The 18,483-nt window shown below is 72.0% G+C and carries 20 protein-coding genes and 1 pseudogene; 15 read left to right on the forward strand and 6 right to left on the reverse strand.

The features are described 5' to 3' along the window. Positions 1-40 precede the first annotated feature (40 nt). From ACH4N1_RS11645 to serC, 7 genes are all read left to right on the forward strand, one after another. Complete coding sequence (locus ACH4N1_RS11645; protein WP_398096417.1) at positions 41-2,242, forward strand: ATP-binding protein; 2,202 nt, start codon at positions 41-43, stop codon at positions 2,240-2,242. Next, entirely contained in the window at positions 2,239-2,646 is a 408-nt protein-coding gene (locus ACH4N1_RS11650; RefSeq protein WP_363086752.1) for a roadblock/LC7 domain-containing protein, read from the forward strand. The genes ACH4N1_RS11645 and ACH4N1_RS11650 overlap by 4 nt, the downstream gene beginning before the upstream one ends. Further along, entirely contained in the window at positions 2,643-2,990 is a 348-nt protein-coding gene (locus tag ACH4N1_RS11655; RefSeq protein ID WP_366060337.1) for a DUF742 domain-containing protein, read from the forward strand. The genes ACH4N1_RS11650 and ACH4N1_RS11655 overlap by 4 nt, the downstream gene beginning before the upstream one ends. Next, a complete protein-coding gene (locus tag ACH4N1_RS11660) occupies positions 2,971-3,594 on the forward strand; it encodes a GTP-binding protein (RefSeq protein WP_398096418.1) in 624 nt (207 codons plus the stop codon). The genes ACH4N1_RS11655 and ACH4N1_RS11660 overlap by 20 nt, the downstream gene beginning before the upstream one ends. After that, entirely contained in the window at positions 3,591-4,820 is a 1,230-nt protein-coding gene (locus ACH4N1_RS11665; protein WP_398096419.1) for a cytochrome P450, read from the forward strand. The genes ACH4N1_RS11660 and ACH4N1_RS11665 overlap by 4 nt, the downstream gene beginning before the upstream one ends. After that, positions 4,817-6,064, forward strand: a complete 1,248-nt coding sequence (locus ACH4N1_RS11670) for a cytochrome P450 (RefSeq protein ID WP_398096421.1) — start codon at positions 4,817-4,819, stop codon at positions 6,062-6,064. The genes ACH4N1_RS11665 and ACH4N1_RS11670 overlap by 4 nt, the downstream gene beginning before the upstream one ends. A 105-nt stretch (positions 6,065-6,169) precedes the next feature. Then, positions 6,170-7,288, forward strand: coding sequence for a phosphoserine transaminase (serC, locus tag ACH4N1_RS11675; protein WP_398096422.1), 1,119 nt, complete (start codon positions 6,170-6,172; stop codon positions 7,286-7,288). A 74-nt stretch (positions 7,289-7,362) separates the two neighbouring features. Here the strand turns inward: serC and ACH4N1_RS11680 are convergent, their stop codons facing one another. The 3 genes from ACH4N1_RS11680 to ACH4N1_RS11690 all read right to left on the reverse strand — a co-directional run bounded on the left by ACH4N1_RS11680 (position 7,363) and on the right by ACH4N1_RS11690 (position 9,788). Further along, positions 7,363-8,022, reverse strand: coding sequence for a class I SAM-dependent methyltransferase (locus tag ACH4N1_RS11680; RefSeq protein WP_398096423.1), 660 nt, complete (start codon positions 8,020-8,022; stop codon positions 7,363-7,365). A 77-nt stretch (positions 8,023-8,099) separates the two neighbouring features. After that, entirely contained in the window at positions 8,100-8,600 is a 501-nt protein-coding gene (locus ACH4N1_RS11685) for a hypothetical protein (protein ID WP_398096424.1), read from the reverse strand. Positions 8,601-8,780: 180 nt separating this feature from the next. Continuing rightward, on the reverse strand, positions 8,781-9,788 hold the full coding sequence (locus ACH4N1_RS11690; RefSeq protein WP_398096425.1) for a helix-turn-helix transcriptional regulator: 1,008 nt from the start codon (positions 9,786-9,788) through the stop codon (positions 8,781-8,783). A 147-nt stretch (positions 9,789-9,935) separates the two neighbouring features. Between ACH4N1_RS11690 and ACH4N1_RS11695 the strand changes: the two genes are divergently transcribed. The 4 genes and pseudogenes from ACH4N1_RS11695 (at position 9,936) to ACH4N1_RS11710 (ending at position 13,373) form a co-directional block, all read left to right on the forward strand. After that, complete coding sequence (locus ACH4N1_RS11695) at positions 9,936-10,358, forward strand: VOC family protein (RefSeq protein WP_398096426.1); 423 nt, start codon at positions 9,936-9,938, stop codon at positions 10,356-10,358. A gap of 223 nt (positions 10,359-10,581) precedes the next feature. After that, a complete protein-coding gene (locus ACH4N1_RS11700) occupies positions 10,582-11,676 on the forward strand; it encodes a winged helix DNA-binding domain-containing protein (RefSeq protein ID WP_398096427.1) in 1,095 nt (364 codons plus the stop codon). A gap of 38 nt (positions 11,677-11,714) precedes the next feature. Continuing rightward, positions 11,715-12,077, forward strand: a pseudogene (locus ACH4N1_RS11705) (Scr1 family TA system antitoxin-like transcriptional regulator); the annotation flags it as partial. 465 nt (positions 12,078-12,542) lie between these two features. After that, positions 12,543-13,373 (forward strand): glycoside hydrolase domain-containing protein, encoded by an 831-nt coding sequence (locus tag ACH4N1_RS11710; protein ID WP_398096428.1) that lies wholly within the window; start codon positions 12,543-12,545, stop codon positions 13,371-13,373. Between the two features lie 177 nt (positions 13,374-13,550). Here ACH4N1_RS11710 and ACH4N1_RS11715 read toward each other — a convergent pair whose 3' ends face one another. Next, complete coding sequence (locus tag ACH4N1_RS11715; RefSeq protein ID WP_398096430.1) at positions 13,551-13,748, reverse strand: DUF397 domain-containing protein; 198 nt, start codon at positions 13,746-13,748, stop codon at positions 13,551-13,553. Next, entirely contained in the window at positions 13,745-14,590 is an 846-nt protein-coding gene (locus ACH4N1_RS11720; protein ID WP_398096432.1) for a helix-turn-helix domain-containing protein, read from the reverse strand. Before ACH4N1_RS11720 ends, ACH4N1_RS11715 begins: the two co-directional genes overlap by 4 nt. 200 nt (positions 14,591-14,790) lie before the next feature. Here ACH4N1_RS11720 and ACH4N1_RS11725 point away from each other — a divergent pair, with 200 nt between their 5' ends. Both ACH4N1_RS11725 and ACH4N1_RS11730 read left to right on the forward strand, forming a co-directional pair. Beyond that, positions 14,791-15,222, forward strand: a complete 432-nt coding sequence (locus ACH4N1_RS11725; protein ID WP_398096433.1) for an ATP-binding protein — start codon at positions 14,791-14,793, stop codon at positions 15,220-15,222. Next, positions 15,203-15,493 (forward strand): hypothetical protein, encoded by a 291-nt coding sequence (locus ACH4N1_RS11730; RefSeq protein WP_398096434.1) that lies wholly within the window; start codon positions 15,203-15,205, stop codon positions 15,491-15,493. Before ACH4N1_RS11725 ends, ACH4N1_RS11730 begins: the two co-directional genes overlap by 20 nt. A gap of 183 nt (positions 15,494-15,676) precedes the next feature. On the opposite strand, the gene ACH4N1_RS11735 is transcribed toward ACH4N1_RS11730, so the two are convergent. Then, entirely contained in the window at positions 15,677-16,714 is a 1,038-nt protein-coding gene (locus ACH4N1_RS11735) for an alpha/beta hydrolase family protein (RefSeq protein WP_398096436.1), read from the reverse strand. 123 nt (positions 16,715-16,837) lie between these two features. Here ACH4N1_RS11735 and ACH4N1_RS11740 point away from each other — a divergent pair, with 123 nt between their 5' ends. Together ACH4N1_RS11740 and ACH4N1_RS11745 are read left to right on the forward strand one after the other, a co-directional pair. Then, positions 16,838-17,494, forward strand: coding sequence for a GNAT family N-acetyltransferase (locus ACH4N1_RS11740; protein ID WP_398096438.1), 657 nt, complete (start codon positions 16,838-16,840; stop codon positions 17,492-17,494). Then, entirely contained in the window at positions 17,491-18,387 is an 897-nt protein-coding gene (locus ACH4N1_RS11745; protein WP_398096439.1) for a PaaX family transcriptional regulator C-terminal domain-containing protein, read from the forward strand. Before ACH4N1_RS11740 ends, ACH4N1_RS11745 begins: the two co-directional genes overlap by 4 nt. Positions 18,388-18,483: the final 96 nt, after the last annotated feature.

Consider the following 18,483-nt stretch of genomic DNA (forward strand, 5'->3'; position numbering starts at 1 on the left):
CTCCGGTGAACGCCCGCGGACCCGACCGAGGATTCGACTGATGACCTCCCCCGCCCTCCCCGGCGACCGCCCCTCCTTTCGCAACCTGCTGCCCGCCTTCGCTCTCACCGCGGCCGCGGCCGGGGTCGCGGTCGCCGCGGCCGCCGCGCTGGCACCGGCCTCCGCGCGCGGAGCGGTGGCGCTGACCGGGGCGGTGGCCGCCCTGCTGCTCTGCGCGGCCGTCACCGCGGCCGCGCACGGCAGGCAGACGGCGCGGCTGGCCCGCGCCCGGCTGGCATCCGCCAACCAGGACCTCGGCCGGCTGTTCCAGGAACGTGCCCGGCTGGGTGAGGACTCCCGCCGTCAGCACGAACGGCTGACCGGCGACCTCGCCCGGGAACAGGCCCGGCTGGCGGCCGAACTGGAGCGGGAACGCGCCCTGCACGCCGAGACCCTGGCCGTCGAGCACGACCGCCGCACGGCCGAGCACACGGCGGAACTGGCCCGCCTCACCGAGGAGCACACCGCCGAGCTGGCCCGGCTGGCCGCGGAGCACGCCGCCGAACTGACCCGGCTCACCGACGGGCACACCGCGCAGGTGGCCCGCCTCGGCGAGGAACGCGACCGCCTCACCGACGGCAACGCCCGGCTCGCCGCCCGGCTGCGGGAGGCCACCAGCGCGCGGGCCGCCGCCCTCTCCGCCACCGCCAACGCCGCGGGGCGCATGCAGGCCCTGGCCACCAGCATGCTGGCCGACCTGCGCGCGATGGAGGAGAAGCACGCCGACGAGGAGGTCCTCGCCGACCTCCTCCACCTCGACCACCGCACCGCCCAGGCCGGCCGGCTCGCCGACTCCGTCGCCGTCCTGACCGGCGCCCGGTCCGGCCGCCGCTGGGCCCGGCCCATCGCGATGGAGTCGATCCTGCGCGGCGCCATGGGCCGCATCGGCGGCTACCAGCGCGTGCGCGTCCACTCCGCCAGCGACACCGCCGTCGCCGGGCACGCCGCCGAGGGCGTCATGCACGCGCTCGCCGAACTCCTCGACAACGCGGCCAACTTCTCGCCGCCGACCGCCGAGGTCCACGTGTACGTGGAGGAGGTGCCGGCCGGGGTCATCGTGTCCGTCGAGGACAGCGGCCTCGTCATGAGCGAGGCCCAGCTCCGGCGCGCCGAGGCCGCGGTCTCGGGCGAGACGGCCGGGATCGGCGGCCTCACCGGCACCCGCCTCGGCCTCGCCGTCGTCGGCCGGCTGGCCCGGCGGTACGGCATGAAGGTCTCCTACCGCCCCTCGGCGCGCGGCGGCACAGGCGTGCTGATGCTCATCCCGCAGGACATCCTCGTGTCCCAGGACGGCACGCCCGGCACGCCCCTCGTGCCCGCCCCGCCCGCCGTGTCCGCCCCGTCGGTCACTCCGGCCGCCCCGGCCCGGCCCGCCCCGGCCCCCGCACCGCCCACCGGCCACGTCCCGGCCCCCAGGTCCGCGCCCGGCGCCCCCGACCGGCTTCCCCGGCGCGGCGGCGCCCGCCCGGCCGTGGCACCGGCCGGCGCGACGGACGCCGCGCAGCCCGCCCCCCCGGCCGACTACGCCGCCGCACTGGCCGCCGCCGGATCCCCGGACCCCGAACCGCTGCCCCGGCACGAGTCCGCGGACCGGGACGGCAGCCGCACCCCGGACGCGGCGGCGCTCGGACTGCCCCGCCGCCGGCGCGGCCGCACCCTCGCCGAGGCCGAGCGCGCCCGGTCCGGCAGCCGTGCCGCGACGCCGCGCCCCGCCCCCACGGCCGAGGAGACCCGGGCCCGCGCCTCCCGCTTCAGCGACTTCCGCCAGGCCGTACGCGGCTCCGCGCCCACACCGCCCCAGGACCCGGCCGGTCCCCCGGACGCCCGGAGCACCGCCGGCCCCGGGGCCACTGCGGACGCCCCGGACGCCTCACGCACCCCCGCCGGACCCGTGGCCGCCCCGGAGGCGGAGGCAGCCCCGCACACCACCGCGGCCCCGGACGCGCAGAACACCACCGCGGCCCCGGACGCCACCGCGGTCCCGCACGCGCGGGACACCACCGTCGCCCCGGACGCCCCCGCGGCCCCGCACGCGCGGGACACCACCGTCGCCCCGGACGCCCCCGCGGCCCCGCACGCGCGGGACGCCACCGTCGCCCCGGTCGTCGCCCCGCCCGGCCGGGGTGACGACACCGCCCCCGAACCCACCACCCCCCGCTCCCCGCACGCGCAGAACCACCTGGAAGGCGACCCCACCTCATGACCGGCACGACGACCGCCGACGAGAAGCTCACCTGGCTGATAGAGGGCCTGCTGACGCGCACGCCGGGCACTCGGCACGCCCTCGTGCTGTCCCGTGACGGCCTGAAGCTGTGCCGTACGCCCGAGCTGTCCAACGACCAGGCCGACCAGCTCGCGGCGATCGCCGCCGGCATCCAGTCGCTGTCGCACGGCGCGTCCGTGGAGTTCGGGGACGGCAGCGGAGGCGTCCGGTCGGCGATGACCGAGTTCTACGGGGGCGTGCTGTTCATCGTGGAGGCCGGTGAGGGCGCGCACCTGGCCGTCGTCACCACCGAGGACGCGGACCCCGGCCTCGTCGGCCACAACATGAGCGAACTGGTCGAGCAGCTCGGGGAGCACCTGACCGCCCCGCCGCGCAGCTCATGAGCAGGCCCGGCAGGGACGACGCGCCCGACCGGCTGTACACGCTCACCGGCGGGCGCAGCCGGCCCGGCCCGGACAGTCCCTTCGACCTGGTGACCCTGGTCGTCGCCGAGTGCGATCCGACGCCGGGCATGCAGTCGGAGCACGCGGCGATCCTGCGGATGACCGACCGTCCCACCGCGGTCGTCGAGATCGCGGCGGAGCTGGGGCTGCCGGTGAGCATCACCAGGATCCTGCTGTCCGACCTGCTCGCCTCGGGCCGGGTCAGTGCCCGTCACCCCCGCAAGGCCGCCGTACTCGACCCCGACATTCTGGAGCAGGTGCTCGTTGGACTCCGCAACCTCTGAGACGCGCACGCCACTTCGCGCGTCGGCCGACAACGGCCTCAAGATCGTGGTCGTGGGCGGCTTCGGCGCCGGCAAGACGACGATGGTCCGCTCGGTCAGCGAGATCCGTCCCCTCAACACCGAGGAGACGATGACCCAGGCCGGCGAGGCCGTGGACGACCTGAGCGGCGTGCGCGGCAAGACCGCGACCACCGTCGCCTTCGACTTCGGCCGCATCACCCTCGACGCGCACAACGTGCTGTACCTGTTCGGCGCGCCCGGCCAGGAGCGGTTCTGGTTCCTGTGGGACCGGTTGTTCTCCGGGACGCTGGGCGCGGTCGTGCTCGTCGACACCCGGCGGATCGACGACTCCTGGTACGCCATCGACCGCCTGGAGAAGCACGGCACGCCGTTCATCGTGGCCTGCAACGACTTCGGCGGCCCGGCCTTCGCCCCGGAGCAGGTCCGCGAGGCCCTCGACCTCGACCCGCACGTGCCGCTGGTCACCTGCGACGCGCGGTCCCGGGCGTCCAGCAAGCTGGTGCTGATCTCCCTGGTGGAACACATCCAGGCCCTGTACGCCGCCCCCGACTCCGCCCCCGCCCTTCCCCAGGAGCTGGTGTGACCGCCGCCCCCGCCCCCGTCCTCCTCAGCGGCGCCCTGCTCCAGGACGACCCGACCCGGGTGTACCGGGAGATGCGGCGCGAGCACGGTCCCGTCGTACCGGTGCTGCTGGACGGCGACGTACCGGCCTGGCTGGTGCTCGGCTACCGCGAACTGCACCAGGTCACCGGCGATCCGGTGCTCTTCAGCCGTGACTCCGAGCTGTGGAGCCAGTGGGACGCCATCCCCGACGACTGGCCGCTGCTGCCGATGATCGGCCGCAAGCAGGCGTCGATCCTGTACACGGTCGGCGAGCGGCACCGCGAACGGGCCGCGATGCTCGGCAACGCGCTGGAGGCGGTCGACGCGTTCGAACTGCGCCGGTACGCCGAGAAGTTCGCCGACGAGCTGATCGACGGCATCTGTCCGCGCGGCCGGGCCGACATCGTCGGCGAGTACGCGATGCTGCTGCCGGTGCGGGTGCTGGCCCGCCTCTACGGCTTCGCCGACGACGAGGGCCCGGCCCTGGTCACCGCGCTCAACGACATGATCGACGGCCGGGAGCGGGCCCTGGCGGGCCAGACCCACCTGTTCACGTCGATGATGCGGCTGGTGGCCGACCGCACGCAGGCCCCGGCCGACGACGTGGTCTCGCGGATGCTCGCCGACCCCTCCGGGTTCACCGGCGAGGAGATCGTCCAGGACCTGATGGTGATGATGGCGGCCGGCCACCAGCCGACCGCCGACTGGATCGGCAACTCGCTGCGGCTGATGCTGACGGACAGCCGGTTCGCGGCCTCCCTGTTCGGCGGCCGCAACAGCGTCGCCGAGGCCATGAACGAGGTGCTGTGGGAGGACGCCCCCACCCAGAACGTCGCCGGCCGCTGGGCCTCCCGCGACACCCATCTGGGCGGGCGCCACGTCCACGCGGGCGACCTGCTGCTGCTCGGCCTCCAGGGCGCCAACTCCGATCCCCAGGTGCGCACCGACGGCTCGGCGCTGACCGGCGGCAACAGCGCGCACTTCTCCTTCGGCCACGGTGAGCACCGCTGCCCGTTCCCGGCGCAGGAGATCGCCGAGGTCATCGCGCGGACGGCCATCGAGGTCGTCCTGGACCGGCTGCCGGACATCGACCTCGCCGTACCGGCGGACTCCCTGACCCGGCGTCCGTCGCCGTGGCTGCGCGGTCTGACGGAACTGCCGGTGACGTTCACCCCCACCCCCGCCCTTGGAGGCACGCTCTCATGACGGCTGCTACGGACGCGCCGAACGGTACGGAGCACAAACGCATCGCCCTCGACCCCTTCGTCACCGACCTGGACGGGGAGAGCGCCGCGCTGCGGGCCGCCGGTCCGCTCGCCGCGGTGGAACTGCCGGGCGGCGTGCCGGTGTGGGCGGTCACCCGCCACGCCGAGGCGAAGCGGCTGCTGACCGACCCCAGGATCGTCAAGGACATCAACGTCTGGGGCGCCTGGCAGCGCGGCGAGATCGCCCCCGACTGGCCGCTGATCGGGCTGGCCAACCCGGGCCGGTCCATGCTGACGGTGGACGGCGCGGACCACCGCCGGCTGCGCACGCTGGTCGCCCAGGCGCTCACGCCCCGGCGGGTGGAGCGGATGCGCGGGCGGATCGCCGAGCTGACCGAGGGCCTGCTCGACCGGCTCGCGGAGCTGCCGGCCGGCCCGGTGGACCTGAAGGCCGAGTTCGCCTACCCGCTGCCCATGTACGTGATCGCCGACCTGATGGGGCTCGCGGAGGACCGGCTGCCGCGTCTGAAGGAGCTGTTCGAGAAGTTCTTCTCGACGCAGACCCCGCCGGCCGAGGTCGTGGCGACGCTGACCGAGCTGGCTGGGATCATGGCGGCGGCGGTCGCCGAGAAGCGCGAGAACCCCGGCGACGACCTGACGTCCGCGCTGATAGCGGCGTCCGAGGACGGCGACCGCCTCACCGACGAGGAGATCGTCTCCACGCTCCAGCTGATGGTCGCGGCCGGCCACGAGACGACGATCTCGCTGATCGTCAACGCCGTCGTCAACCTCTCGCTCCACCCCGAGCAGCGGGCCCTGGTCCTGTCCGGCGAGGCGGACTGGTCGGCGGTGGTGGAGGAGACCCTGCGCTACGCCACCCCGACCTCCCACGTCCTGATCCGCTTCGCCACCGAGGACGTGCCGGTCGGGGACCGGGTGCTGCCGGCCGGGGACGCGCTGATCGTGTCGTACGCCGCGATCGGCCGCGACGAGGAGGCGCACGGCCCGTCGGCGGGCGTCTTCGACATCACCCGCGACACGGCCAACCGTCACATCGCCTTCGGTCACGGCCCGCACGTCTGCCCCGGAGCGGCGCTGTCCCGCCTGGAGGCGGGCGTGGCACTGCCCGCCCTCTACGCGCGTTTCCCCGGCCTGGACCTGGCGGTCCCGGCGTCGGAGCTGCGCAACAAGCCGGTGGTGACGCAGAACGACCTGTACGAGCTGCCGGTGAACCTGCGCGGCTGAGCCGTCCGGTGCGGGGGGAAACGGGCCCCCCGCACCTCCCCCTCGGTGTCTCAGCGGCCGGACGACGTTTCGCCCGGGTTTCACGGAGCCGCTAGGCTCCCGTCCGTGGCTGAGATCCAGATTCCCGCTGACATCAAGCCCGCCGACGGTCGTTTCGGCGCGGGCCCCTCCAAGGTGCGGACGGAAGCGTTGGACGCGCTGGCCGCGACCGGCACGTCCCTGCTGGGCACCTCCCACCGACAGGCTCCGGTGAAGAACCTGGTCGGCCAGGTGCGCGAGGGCATCTCCCAGCTGTTCCGGCTCCCCGAGGGCTACGAGGTGGTCCTCGGCAACGGCGGCTCCACCGCCTTCTGGGACATCGCGACGCACGGCCTGATCGAGAACAAGTCGCAGCACCTGACCTTCGGCGAGTTCAGCTCCAAGTTCGCCAAGGCCGCCAAGCTGGCGCCGTGGCTGGCCGAGCCGACGGTCGTCTCCTCCGACCCGGGCACGCACCCCGACCCGCGGGCCGAGGCCGGCGTCGACGTGTACGCCTTCACCCACAACGAGACCTCGACCGGTGTCGCGGCCCCGATCAAGCGGGTGGCGGGCGCCGACGAGGGCGCGCTGGTCCTGGTCGACGCCACGTCGGGCGCGGGCGGCCTGCCGGTCGACATCGCCGAGACGGACGTCTACTACTTCGCCCCGCAGAAGTCCTTCGCCTCCGACGGCGGCCTGTGGATCGGCGTGTTCTCCCCGGCCGCGATCGAGCGCGCGGAGCGGATCCACGCGTCCGGCCGCCACATCCCGGAGTTCTTCTCACTGCCCACGGCGATCGACAACTCCCGCAAGAACCAGACGTACAACACCCCGGCCCTGGCCACGCTGTTCCTCCTCAACCAGCAGCTGGAGTGGATCAACGGCCAGGGCGGCCTGGACTGGTCCACGGCCCGCACGAAGGACTCCTCGACCCGCCTGTACGCGTGGGCGGAGGAGTCCAAGCACGCGAGCCCCTTCGTCGCCGACCCGGCCAAGCGCTCCCAGGTCATCGGCACGATCGACTTCACCGACGAGGTCGACGCGGCGGCCGTCGCCAAGGTCCTGCGCGCCAACGGCATCGTCGACACCGAGCCCTACCGCAAGCTCGGCCGCAACCAGCTCCGCGTCGCCATGTTCCCGGCGATCGACCCGGCGGACGTCGAGGCCCTCACGAAGTGCGTCGACTACGTCATCGAGCAGCTGTAGCGGTTCCCTGTACGACGGCGAGGGGCGCCCGGTGGGTCACCGGGCGCCCCTCGCCGTACGGAGACCACCAAGGCTCAGGATGCCGTCTCCGCGCGGACGATCAGGGTGCCGATGTGGCCGGGCACCGGGGCGTCGAGCACCCGCGCTTCGGCCGAGGCGAACCCGTCCCGCGTCAGCAGGCGCTCCCAGACGGCCGGGCGGTAGCTGTAGCGGTAGGTGAACATGGCCCTCCCGGCGAAGCCGCCCTTGTACATGCCCTGCGGGCCGTACGCGCCCGGGATGGCGGGCGGCTGCGAGAACACGAACACCCCGCCCGGATTGAGCCGCGCCCGTACGAGCGGGAACAGGCGGCCCGGGTCGGTGAACCACGCGGCGCCGAAGACGGAACAGACGGCGTCGTACGTCCGGCCGGGGACGGCAAGCCACTCCAGAACCTCACCGCAGGCGAAGACGGCGCCGGTACCCGCCCACCGCTCGGTGCTCTTCTTCACCATGGCCGGGGAGAGATCGACGCCGTGTGCGGTGATACCGCGCAGGGCGAGGTGGGCGAGGGCGCGGCCGGTGCCGCACCCGATCTCCAGCACGCTGCGCGGGGCGCCGAGCAGTTCCGGACCGGGGCCGTGACCGGCGTACTGCGTCCACCCGAACACCGGCTCGGCGTCGTCCTTGAACGCGGACTCGGCGTAGGCGTCCCACAGTTCGGTCTCGGCGGGGATGTCGTGCGGAACGGGCACAGCGGGTGTTCCTCTTCTCGGGGAGCAGCCACCCTGCCCTCGGGACGGAACGAGGGCAGGGATCGGCGCCGGGCGGTTCAGTGGCTGTCGGGGACCTTGTTGTCGCACGGCGAGCAGTCCGTGCCGTCGATGGCCCACAACTCCTCGTCGACGGCGAAGCCGATGGACTTCAGGAAGTCCGCGGTGCGCAGGCACAGGCCGTCGCGGCGGCGCTCGACGAACGGTGCGTGGTGCTTGTACCGGCCCTCGTTGCAGACCTCGCAGAGGGCCCACCAGACCGGGGTGTCGAGGATGAGCTGGTGGACACCGATGTCGACGAGCTTGCCGACACCGAGGTGCACTTCGGGGTGCTCCATGCAGCCGATGGTGTACATGACGGCGTTCCCGAGGACGCGTTCCGCCATGTCCCGGACCATGGTGTGGTCGCGCAGCAGCAGGGCGACCTCGCGGTCCCACAGGCTCATGCCGCCGTCCAGAACGTTGACGCTCAGGTGCCCGATGTGGGGCTGGACGGCGTTGAGCAGCCCTTTCGGGTCCCTGGTACGGATGAGCGATGTGCTGTCGAGCGTGACGGTCACGGACCTTTCCCTTCCGAGCGGTGCGGGGCCGTGACTTGCGATGGGAAACCGGACGCACCACCCGGGACTGCTGCGTGATCAGGTGTCACCGAGCCCTGCTGCAGTCCCCATCGCGTGTATCCGGGCGTCGGGTCGGCCCCGGAGGTTCGGAGGGCCTGAGCGGCGTGGTGAGTTCCGTTCTCACCGCGCCGGGCCGGTCTCTGGTCTTGTGGTGCGTGCGGCGTGGGCGTAACGGGCGGCGAGGTCCTTGAACGCGGCGGCCAGTTGGGGCGGGCCGATGACGTCGATATCGGTGTCGAAGCGTCCGATGTCGGTGGCGAGTCCGGTCCACGACCAGGAGCCGAGGGTGAGTCGGCAGTGGTGGGAGCCGAGTTCCTCGACGATTCCGTCCTGGGCGAAGGGTGCGACGTCGGCGGCCGGGAGGCGGAGGACGACTTCGCCCTGGCACGGCCAGTCGGTGGTGGTGCCGTCGTTGCCGCGGAACCGGCTGGTGATGAAGGTGGAGACGTCCCCGCCGGGAAGTTCACGCGGGGCGAAGCGGGGGCCGGTGGGTGTGCGGGGCCGGATGCGGTCGACGCGGAAGGTGCGCCAGTCCTCGCGATGGAGGTCCCAGGCCACGAGGTACCAGCGATGACGCCAGGTGACCAGGTGGTGGGGTTGCACTCGGCGGGGGTTGTCGGCCGGGGTGCTCGAACTCGGGGCGTAGTCGAAGCGCAGTTCCTCGCGGGCGTGGACGACGCGGCTCAGTTCCATCAGGACCTGAGCCTCGACCCGGGGGGTGTCACGAGCCGCGGGCGGCTGGACAGCGGTGACTCGCAGCAGGTCGATGCGGTGGCGCAGGCGGGGTGGCATGACCTGGCGGAGGGTGGCCAAGGCGCGGGAGGCGTCTTCGGCGACGGTGGTGCCGGCGGCCGCGGTCTGCAGCGCGACGGCCAGGGCGACGGCCTGGCCGTCGTCGAACAGCAGGGGCGGCATGTGAGTGCCGGCCTCCAGCCGGTAGCCGCCGGCCGGTCCTTTGACGGTGGTGATCGGGTAGCCGAGTTCGCGCAGGCGGTCGATGTCACGGCGCACGGTGCGCGAGGTGATGTCGAGACGTCCCGCGAGAGCCTCGCCGGACCAGTCACGGTGTGTCTGAAGCAGCGAGAGCAGCGCGAGCAGCCGTGAGGACGTTTTATGCACGACACCCATCTCCTTGCAGTACCGGACACACCCTGTCCTCTACCTCCGCCATCGTGGCACACGAGCCGTTCGGGAGGCACCTCTCCTGGTCACGGCAGCCGCCACTGGACTTGGACGGTCGGCGGCGTATTCGTCACATGAAACAAGGAGCAGGTCATGTCCGTCACGACCACCACCCACCTGAACTTCCGGGGCACTGCACGTGAGGCGCTGGACTTCTACCAGTCCGTCTTCGGCGGACGTACGGTCGCGGTCACCTACAAGGACGCGGGCGCCGTGCAGGACGAGAACGAGGCGGACTGGGTGATGTGGGGCGAGGTGGCCGGCGACAACGGCTTCCACGTCATGGCCTACGACGTGCCCTCGCAGCTGCCCTGGAACCAGGGCGAGAACCCGTTCTTCGTCTCCGTGCGTGGCGACGACGCCGAGGAGATCAGTGTCCTGTGGGGCAAGCTAGCCGAGGGCTCGAGCATCGTGCGTCCGCTGGAGCCTGCGCAGTGGGCACCGCTTTACGGCATGCTCACCGACCGCTTCGGCATCACCTGGGTCCTGGACGTCACCGCCGCTTACAACGGCTGAACCGGCCGACCGGCCTGACGCGCCTGCGCCGTCCGGGCCGCCGCAGCGATGCGGGCGGCCCGGACGGCGCAGGCACCGAACAACGTACGGCAGCGGAAGGAAGACGGGACACCGTGACAAACCGACATCGACCCTCTGGACGTCTCCTTCACCCCTCCCTCACCCACCCACACGGACCTGCGCCGACGCCCGTCCCACGAGCGAGCCGCCGCGTGAGGATGCCATGACCGTCCTTGACGCCCGTGCCCTCAACCGCGCCACCCTCGCCCGCCAGCACCTGCTCGAGCGCAGCGACACATCCGTGCCGGAGGCGGTGGCCCATCTGTGCGGCCTGCAGGCGCAGGAACCCCAGGAACCCTTCACCGGGCTGTGGTCCCGCCTGTCCGACTTCAAGCCTCGGCAACTGGACGACGCGCTGACCGGCCGCGTGGTGGTGCGCACCCACCTGATGCGCCGCACCGTCCACCTCGTCACCGCCGACGACGCGCTCACCTGGCGAGCCCGCCACGACACCATGCTGCGCCGGCGAGTGCTGGGAACCTACCGGCGCGAACTGGCCGGCATCGACGTGGACGAGGTAGCCGCCGCCGGCCGCGCGGTCATGGCGGATCAGCAGCCCCGCACCATGACCGAGCTCGTGCAGGCTCTCGAAGACCGCTGGCCCGGTCCACCACGCCGGGTCCTGGGCGAGCTGCTCGTCGCAGCCCTCGTCCCCATGGCCCAGCTCCCGCCCCGCGGCCTGTGGCACCAGACCGCCGGCGTACGCAACCTGCCGTTGAGCACCTGGCTGGAACGGGACGTCGACCCCCTGCCCTCCGATGGCAGTGATCCCGTCGGACAGCAACTGCTGCACCGCTACCTCGCCGCATTCGGGCCCGCCGCCAGCGCGGACCTACGTGCCTGGTGCGGCCTCGCCGGCCTTCCCGCCGCCGTCAAAGCCGCCCGAGAGGAACTCGTCGCCTTCCGTGACGAACGCGGCCGCGAACTGCTCGACCTGCCCGACGCGCCCCGCCCCCACCCCGACACCCCCGCCCCCGTCCGGTTCCTCCCGGCTTTCGACAACGCCGTCCTCGGCTACCACGACCGCAGCCGGATCATCGACGCCCCCCACCTCGGTCTGTCCGTCGCGGGCCATCGCACCGTCCTTGTCGACGGACGCGTCACCGCCACCTGGGCCGTGCGCGACCACCGACTCCGCATCAGCTCCCTGCGCCCCCTCACCGCCCTGGAACGAGAAGCCGTCCACACCGAAGCCCGGGACCTGACCACCTTCCTGGACAACGACATCGAGCACATCCAACTCGACAACGGAAACTGACGGCCACTCACTCCGGTTCCCGACATGACGGGACCACCGGCAGGACGTACCGGATCCCGATGTGGGAAGCCGCCCCGCACACGCTGGTGTGCCCACCTCCGGTACCGGCCGCCCAGCTCGACCGGCTCACGAGCGCCATGGGCCCGGACGCGGTGGAACCCGGCGTCGTGCCGTTGGCAGCCGCCCTCAAGATCTGTCCGGGGAACGGATTCTGGGTCTACGACGAACGGAGGGTGGTCGTCGAGGACTGGCACGCGGAGCTGTGGCTGGACGATTCCGACAACATCGCGACGTATCTACGGGTGTGGAACACGCTGAGAGAATCCGCGGTGTACGGAGCCGAAGCACATGACGTGATCACCGCCGCGCGGCACGCACCGACCCGAGGCCGGCCCGGCTGACCGTCCTCATCACCACTTACCCGAACCGCTCCGAGAACGCCTGCCGGATCCAACAGGAGACGGCGATCAGCGACCCGTCCTGCCGCGTGCTGTCGCGGCCGGCGACTCCACCAAACTCAGGACACTCCGGAGCCTCCACCGATCCCGGGGCGGTTCACCGGGTCGTACAGGCGCGCACCCGTCAGCGTCAGGCCGGTGAGGATCTCGGCGGAACGCCGTTCACCACCCAGCCAGTTGTGGCGAGCTGCTGCCTGCCCCGCCCTCCGCAGTGGCAAAAAGTCATGCCCAGGAGCCAACCGGCATCAGAACTTGGATAAAGTGCGGAACGCCCCGAACGCCGGGGCCATGCCGCGCCCGTTGCAGGCGTCGCCGAGCGCCGCACCCACGCCACCGTGTGGCCGCGAGCGCCAGTCCTTGCAGGCGTACCAGCTGCGGCCGTGGGCCGCTTTTCACATGGGGTGGGAATTGTCCAGTCACCGGATGTCCAGAAAAGGCCGCTACATAGCCTGGTCGACGGCGGGCGTCGTGGTCGTGGCCGGGGCCGGGATCGCCGCGCAGACCTCGATGGCGGCCACCACCTGGCCCGCCCAGAAGACGTACACCGGCCGGGCCTTCGACACCTGCACCGCGCCCTCGCAGGCCGCGATGAAGGCGTGGAAGAGCGACGGCTTCTACGGCGCCGCCGCCGTCTACATCGGCGGCAAGAACCGCGGCTGCACCCAGGCCAACCTCACCGCGTCCTGGGTGAAGTCCGTCAACACGGCCGGCTGGAAGCTCATCCCCCTCTACGTCGGCGCCCAGCCGCCCTGCCAGACCAGCAGGAACCCGGAGAGGTTCACCGCCACCACAGCAGCCGCCCTCGGCAAGAGCAACGCCGAGGACGCCGTCGCCAAGGCGTCCGCACTCGGCATGAAGCCCGGCAGCCCCATCTACCTCAACATGGAGTCGTACGACATCACGAACAAGGCGTGCAACGACGCCACCCTGATGTACGTGCGTTCCTTCACCAAGACCCTGCGAGCCAAGACGTACCGCGCCGGGCTCTACGGCTTCAGCAGCTCCAGCGCCAAGGCGATCGCCACCGCGACGAACAAGACGGATCTGCCGGGCAACCTCTGGTACGCCCTGTGGGACAAGAAGAACACCACCACCACCGACTGGCCGTGGGACCCGAAGCTGTACACGAACCACAGCCGCGGCCACCAGTACATGGTCAACAGCAAGGAGACCCGCGGCGGTTACACGATCACCGTGGACCGCAACGCCTGGGACGCCCCCGTCGCCCTCGTGGGCTGACCTCCCCGCACGCACAGCGGATCCAGCACGGCCGCGCGTCCGACCGTCACCACCGACGGGATCGGCCACTTGAAGTAGTCACCCACCAGGCCGCATCGGCGCAGGAAGGCCCGTCCGGACAGCTCCGGACGGGCCGTTGTCTGGACGGGGGCGACATGAGGGGGCCCACCGCTCAGGTCACCGCGCCGCTTCTCCCTGCGTGAACTGCCCCAGGAACGACCGCCAGCTCCGACCGGAGACCACGATCAACGGACCGTCCTGCCACTTGCTGTCACGGACAGCACGGCCCTCGGCGGCAGTGTCGGCGACCTCGACGCAAGCGTTCTCCTGTCCCGAGTACGACGACTTCCGGAAGGGGCTTATAACCTCGGTCACGATGCGTCTTCCTTCAAGTTCCGCAGTACGCCCCGGATGAGCTTCGCGCTCGCATCCGGCGCCAACGCCGACGATCGTAGTAGGTCGTATGCGTTGGCGTAAGCGGCAAGGTCCTCGGCCCCTTCGAGGACCGACGCACCTCGCAGATTGTCCATGGCGACCGCTTCGACCGTCGGCTCCTCGTCGAAGCTGAAGGAGTAGAAGGCGGAGGAGTAGCCGGCCAGGACACCCGCGCTGAACGGCAGCACCTGCACGGTGACGTTCTTCCGCTTTCCGATCTCCAGGATCGCGGACAACTGCTCCCGGTGGATCTCGATGTTCACCAGCGGATGCGCGACGACTGATTCCCAGAGGATGGCCGTGTACGACGCCCCACCCTCCTCGATCTTCGCCTGCCGTCCCACGCGCACCTTCACCAGCTGGGCAACCCGTTCGGGATCGATGTAGTGGGGACCACCGGCGATAACCGCTTCCGCGTAGGCCGGCGTCTGCAACAATCCCGGCACCATGACGGGTTGCCACTCGCGGATATAGGTGGCGTCGTCCTCCAGCGCGATGTGGTCGAGGTAGTCCGGCCGGAGATGCGCCGCGTGCTCCAGCCACCAGCCCCGGCGCTTTGACTGACGAGCCAATTCCTCAAGCTTTTCGCGTACTTCGGAATCACGCACCCCGTACGCGTCCAGCATGGCCCGGATTTCGAGGGGGCGGGCGGAGACGTGCCCGGTCTCTATGCGACTGACCCTGGTCTGGTGTGCCGCGATCACCTCGGCGGCTTGGACCTGGTCCATCTTCGCCGCCAGCCGGTACGTCTTGAGCGCAGCGCCAAGTCGCCTGCTGCGCACGGTCGGTCGTCCACCTACAGGCACCCCGACCCCCTCTCTGTCGCAGCCAAACTGTAGAGCATGAAGCAACCGAACATATATCCAACAGCATGTATGCACCTGGATTAGTTGCGGATCAATTTTCTGCACCTCTAGCCTCATGGGAGTCCGACGCTTTCAGTTCAGCATCTTGACGACACGTCAGGAGGTACGGCACCCCCATGTCCGCGACCGAAACCTTCCGCATCCCCAAACACCGACGGCACGTCCCCGACGCCCGCCAACGCGTCCGCAAGGCCCTCGCCGACTGGGGTGTCACCGGCCAACTCGCCGACTCGATCACCCTCCTGGCCAACGAACTCGTCACCAACGCCGTGGCCCACTGCCGCGTCTCCGACGCCCGGGTCGAGGTCACGCTGACCCTCCACGGGACCGAACTGGTCCTGGAGGTCGCGGACCCCGACCGGGACCGGCTCCCCCGGCTCCACTACTCCGGCCCGGACGAGGAGGGCGGTCGCGGCCTCGCGCTCGTCGCGGCGCTGGCCGACGCCTGGGGGTGCCGGCAGGAGCCGTACACGAAACACGTGTGGGCCCGGTTCTCACCGGTGGAGGCACAGCAGCAGGAGCGGGAGCATGTTCCGGCTGCTCTGTGACGCGGTCGCCCGCCTGTTCACCCGGCCACGACGCGGCGAACCCCCGCCGGTCGACCTCGCGCGGGAGGTCCGGCAGCCCGACCCCTACGTCTGGCGGCTGCCGAACCCCCACGACGCCCGCTGGCGCCGCTGGTCCAAGCGCTCCCGCGCCACCGGCCGCTATCCGCCTTTCCCCTGCGACGAGGCCTGCTGGGCGACCCCGCCCCCGCCCGCACCACCGTCCTGGCGGACCGACGAGGACGTGGTGCGCCCGTACGTCCTCGGACCGTGACGCCTTTCAGGCCGCCGTGCGGCTCACGCCAGGTGCTCCCCCGCCCCCCGGCGTTGCGCAGAAGCCGAAGCTCGCCGAACCGCCGGCGGCCGGCGCCCTGCCGCGGGCGGCGTCCGTCGCGGCAACCGCCGCACGCACTGATCCCTCGCCGGGATGTCACGCCCGTCGTCGCTCCGAGGGGAGTCACGGCGCCTCCCCGACGACCGGTCGCCGCTGGACGAACCGGGCCTGGTCCGCGAGGAACCGGCCGGTGTACAGCTGGCGGGGCGCGAGGACGGCGGTCAGCGTCAGGCGCCACTCGGAGTTCTCCAGGTCGTGGTCGACCAGGGAGTGGGTGGCGTCCGCATAGCGGGCGACCGTCAGGGACTCCGCCGGCAGGACCTCGCGGTAGACGGCCTCGGTTTCGGCGACGTCCACGTTGACGTCGTGGCCCGCCAGCACCAGCAGGACCGGAGTGCCGCGCACGGCGCGCAGGTCGGCGGTCGCGTCCGAGCGGTAGTTCCTGGCGACGAACGCCCACCGCGCGCTCGTCATGCCCTCCACGTCCCCGACGGTGGCCCGGTACTCGGCGAAGGACGCTCCCCCGTCCAGCAGGCGCAGGGTGGTCTCCCGGCGGCGCAGCGCCGCGTTCGTCCGCTCGGCGCCGGCCCCGTCCCGCTCCAGTTCGGCGACGAGGTTGAAGCGGCCCTGCCGCAGCCAGTTGACGGCCGGGGAGACGGCGATGACGAACTGCAACTGGCCATCTCTCGCGGCGACCTTGGGCAGGACCCAGCCCGCCTGGCTCGCCCCCCAGAGCCCGATGCGTCGGTCGTCGATGTCGGGGCGGCTCCGGGCCCACCGCACGGCGGCCAGTGTCTCGTCGGCCCGGTCCGTCATGCTCTGGTCCAGCCAGTCCCCCTCCGATCCCCCGACCCCCGGCTTGCTGAACGACAGCGAGGCGTACCCCGCGCGGGCGAAGGACTCCCACAGCGGCCGGTAGAACGTCTCGTGCGTCGCGTCGACCGGCCCGTCGCCGTGGACGAAGACGACCAGCCCGAACGGTCCGTCACCCGTCTCGGGCAGGGCGAGCACGCCCTGGAGGACCTTCCCGTCGTGCCGGAGCGAGACCTTCTCCTCCTGTAGCGCGTACGTGTTCTGCCACACCACGACCCCGGTGAGTCCGGCGGCCGCCAGCAGCACCCCCACCAACGCCCACACCGCCCGGCGCCACCCGCGTCGCATCGGCCCACCCCGTGTCCGGAACATCCCGGCCCCCATATCGTTCGTAACAAAAACGCTCGTTCTGAGAATGAACGTATTACCATCGTTCACGCAAGGTGGTCCCGTGGACGACGAAGGAGCGATGTGCGGACGACAGCAGGCGATGCCCAGCACTCAGCGGGAAGCGAGCCGGTGGTGCGCAGAGGCATCCCCGAAGGCAGCGAGGAACAGGTGGCGGCGCTGTACTGGGAAGCGTTCGGCCGCAAGCTGGCCCCGGCGCTCGGCCCACCCGGCACCGGGCGGGCGTTCCTGGCGGATCACCTCCACCACGACCGGGGCGTCGTCGCGCTCGCCGACGGCAAAGTGGTCGGCGTGGCCGGCTACCGGCTCGGCGGCCGCGCCCTGACCGGCGGCGGCGTGCGGGACGTCCTGTCCGCCTACGGCTGCTTCCGCGGCCTGCCCCGGCTGGCGGTCCTCGCCCTGTTCGAACGCACCCCCGCCGCGGGCGAACTGGTCATGGACGGCATCGCCGTCGGGGCGGCGCACCGGGGCAAGGGCGTCGGCAGCCTCCTCCTGCGGGAGATCGGGGCCGTCGCCGCCGACCGGGGCTGCCGCCGGATCCGCCTGGACGTCATCGACGCCAACCCCCGCGCCAAGGCACTCTACGAACGGCACGGCTTCACCGCCCACCGCACCGAGCGGACCCCCTGGCTGCGTGGCCCGATGGGCTTCGGCGCGGTCACCACCATGCACCGCCCGGTCACCCCGGCGGACGCGACGAACGAACGGAGGACACGGTGAACAGCACCCCGACCCCGGCCGGAAACGCGGACGACGGGCCGGAGATCCCCACCCGGCTGCTCGTGCACGCCCTGGTCCGCGAGGACGGCACCGTCGACACCGGCGAGTTGTACACCGTCGCCGGCCTGCTCGGCATGAGCGACCAGCAGATCAGGCTGTGCGTCAAACGCCTCGTCGCCGAAGGCCGGTTCACACAGGAAGGACGCGGCCGGAAAGCCACCCTCCACACCGTGGCCGACGGCACCGGATCCCTGGCACCCGACGCGGCCCACGTCCGCCACGCCTACCGGCAGGACGCCGGACTCGCCCCCTGGGACGGCACCTGGCACCTGTTCGCCTTCGCCGTCCCCGAATCACGCCGGACCGCCCGCGACACCCTGCGCGAGCACCTGCGCCACCTCGGCGCCGCGTCCGTCCACAGCGGCCTGTACGTCACCGCCAACCCCGTCGCCGAACTCGTCGAAGCCCAGGCCCGCGATCTCGGCGTACTCCACACCCTCACCCGACTGACCACCACCGACCTGCGGATCGGCGACACCACCGACCCCCGCGCGCTGGCCGCCGCGCTGTGGCCCCTCGCCGAGATCGCCCAGCGGCACGAAGCCCTCGCCACCTTCGCCGAAGCACGCCTGACGCGGCTCGCCGAGGGGCCGCGTGCGCAGGACGCCGAGCGGCTCACCACGGCCGTCGAGCTCGCCGCTCGGTTCACCGCGGCGATGGATCCCGACCCGCTCCTGCCGCCGCAGCTCCTCCCCCAGCCATGGCCCGGAACCCGCGCCCGCCGCCTGGCAGCCGACTGCTGGGAGCGCCTGCGCGAAGCCCCGCCGGCAGGGCAGGCCCCCGCCCCCCGCCTGTTCGCGCTCTACGCCGACGCGCTGCGCCCGGCGCAGTGACCGGCGCGTTCGGCGAGAGCCCGCCGTCACGGACGTCGGAGAAGTCCCGGCCGGACCGGAATGCCCTCGCGGAACCGGCCCATCGGCCGCTGGACC

The organism is Streptomyces sp. NPDC017202 (assembly GCF_044331705.1).
Classification (GTDB): Bacteria; Actinomycetota; Actinomycetes; order Streptomycetales; family Streptomycetaceae; genus Streptomyces.

Bases quoted from the DNA above. Each gene is read 5' to 3' on its own strand.
- ACH4N1_RS11645 (WP_398096417.1), top strand. From the start codon at position 41: ATGACCTCCCCCGCCCTCCCCGGCGACCGCCCCTCCTTTCGCAACCTG.
- ACH4N1_RS11650 (WP_363086752.1), top strand. From the start codon at position 2,239: ATGACCGGCACGACGACCGCCGACGAGAAGCTCACCTGGCTGATAGAG.
- ACH4N1_RS11655 (WP_366060337.1), top strand. From the start codon at position 2,643: ATGAGCAGGCCCGGCAGGGACGACGCGCCCGACCGGCTGTACACGCTC.
- ACH4N1_RS11670 (WP_398096421.1), top strand. From the start codon at position 4,817: ATGACGGCTGCTACGGACGCGCCGAACGGTACGGAGCACAAACGCATC.
- ACH4N1_RS11690 (WP_398096425.1), bottom strand. From the start codon at position 9,788: ATGGGTGTCGTGCATAAAACGTCCTCACGGCTGCTCGCGCTGCTCTCG.
- ACH4N1_RS11695 (WP_398096426.1), top strand. From the start codon at position 9,936: ATGTCCGTCACGACCACCACCCACCTGAACTTCCGGGGCACTGCACGT.
- ACH4N1_RS11700 (WP_398096427.1), top strand. From the start codon at position 10,582: ATGACCGTCCTTGACGCCCGTGCCCTCAACCGCGCCACCCTCGCCCGC.
- ACH4N1_RS11725 (WP_398096433.1), top strand. From the start codon at position 14,791: ATGTCCGCGACCGAAACCTTCCGCATCCCCAAACACCGACGGCACGTC.
- ACH4N1_RS11730 (WP_398096434.1), top strand. From the start codon at position 15,203: ATGTTCCGGCTGCTCTGTGACGCGGTCGCCCGCCTGTTCACCCGGCCA.
- ACH4N1_RS11735 (WP_398096436.1), bottom strand. From the start codon at position 16,714: ATGCGACGCGGGTGGCGCCGGGCGGTGTGGGCGTTGGTGGGGGTGCTG.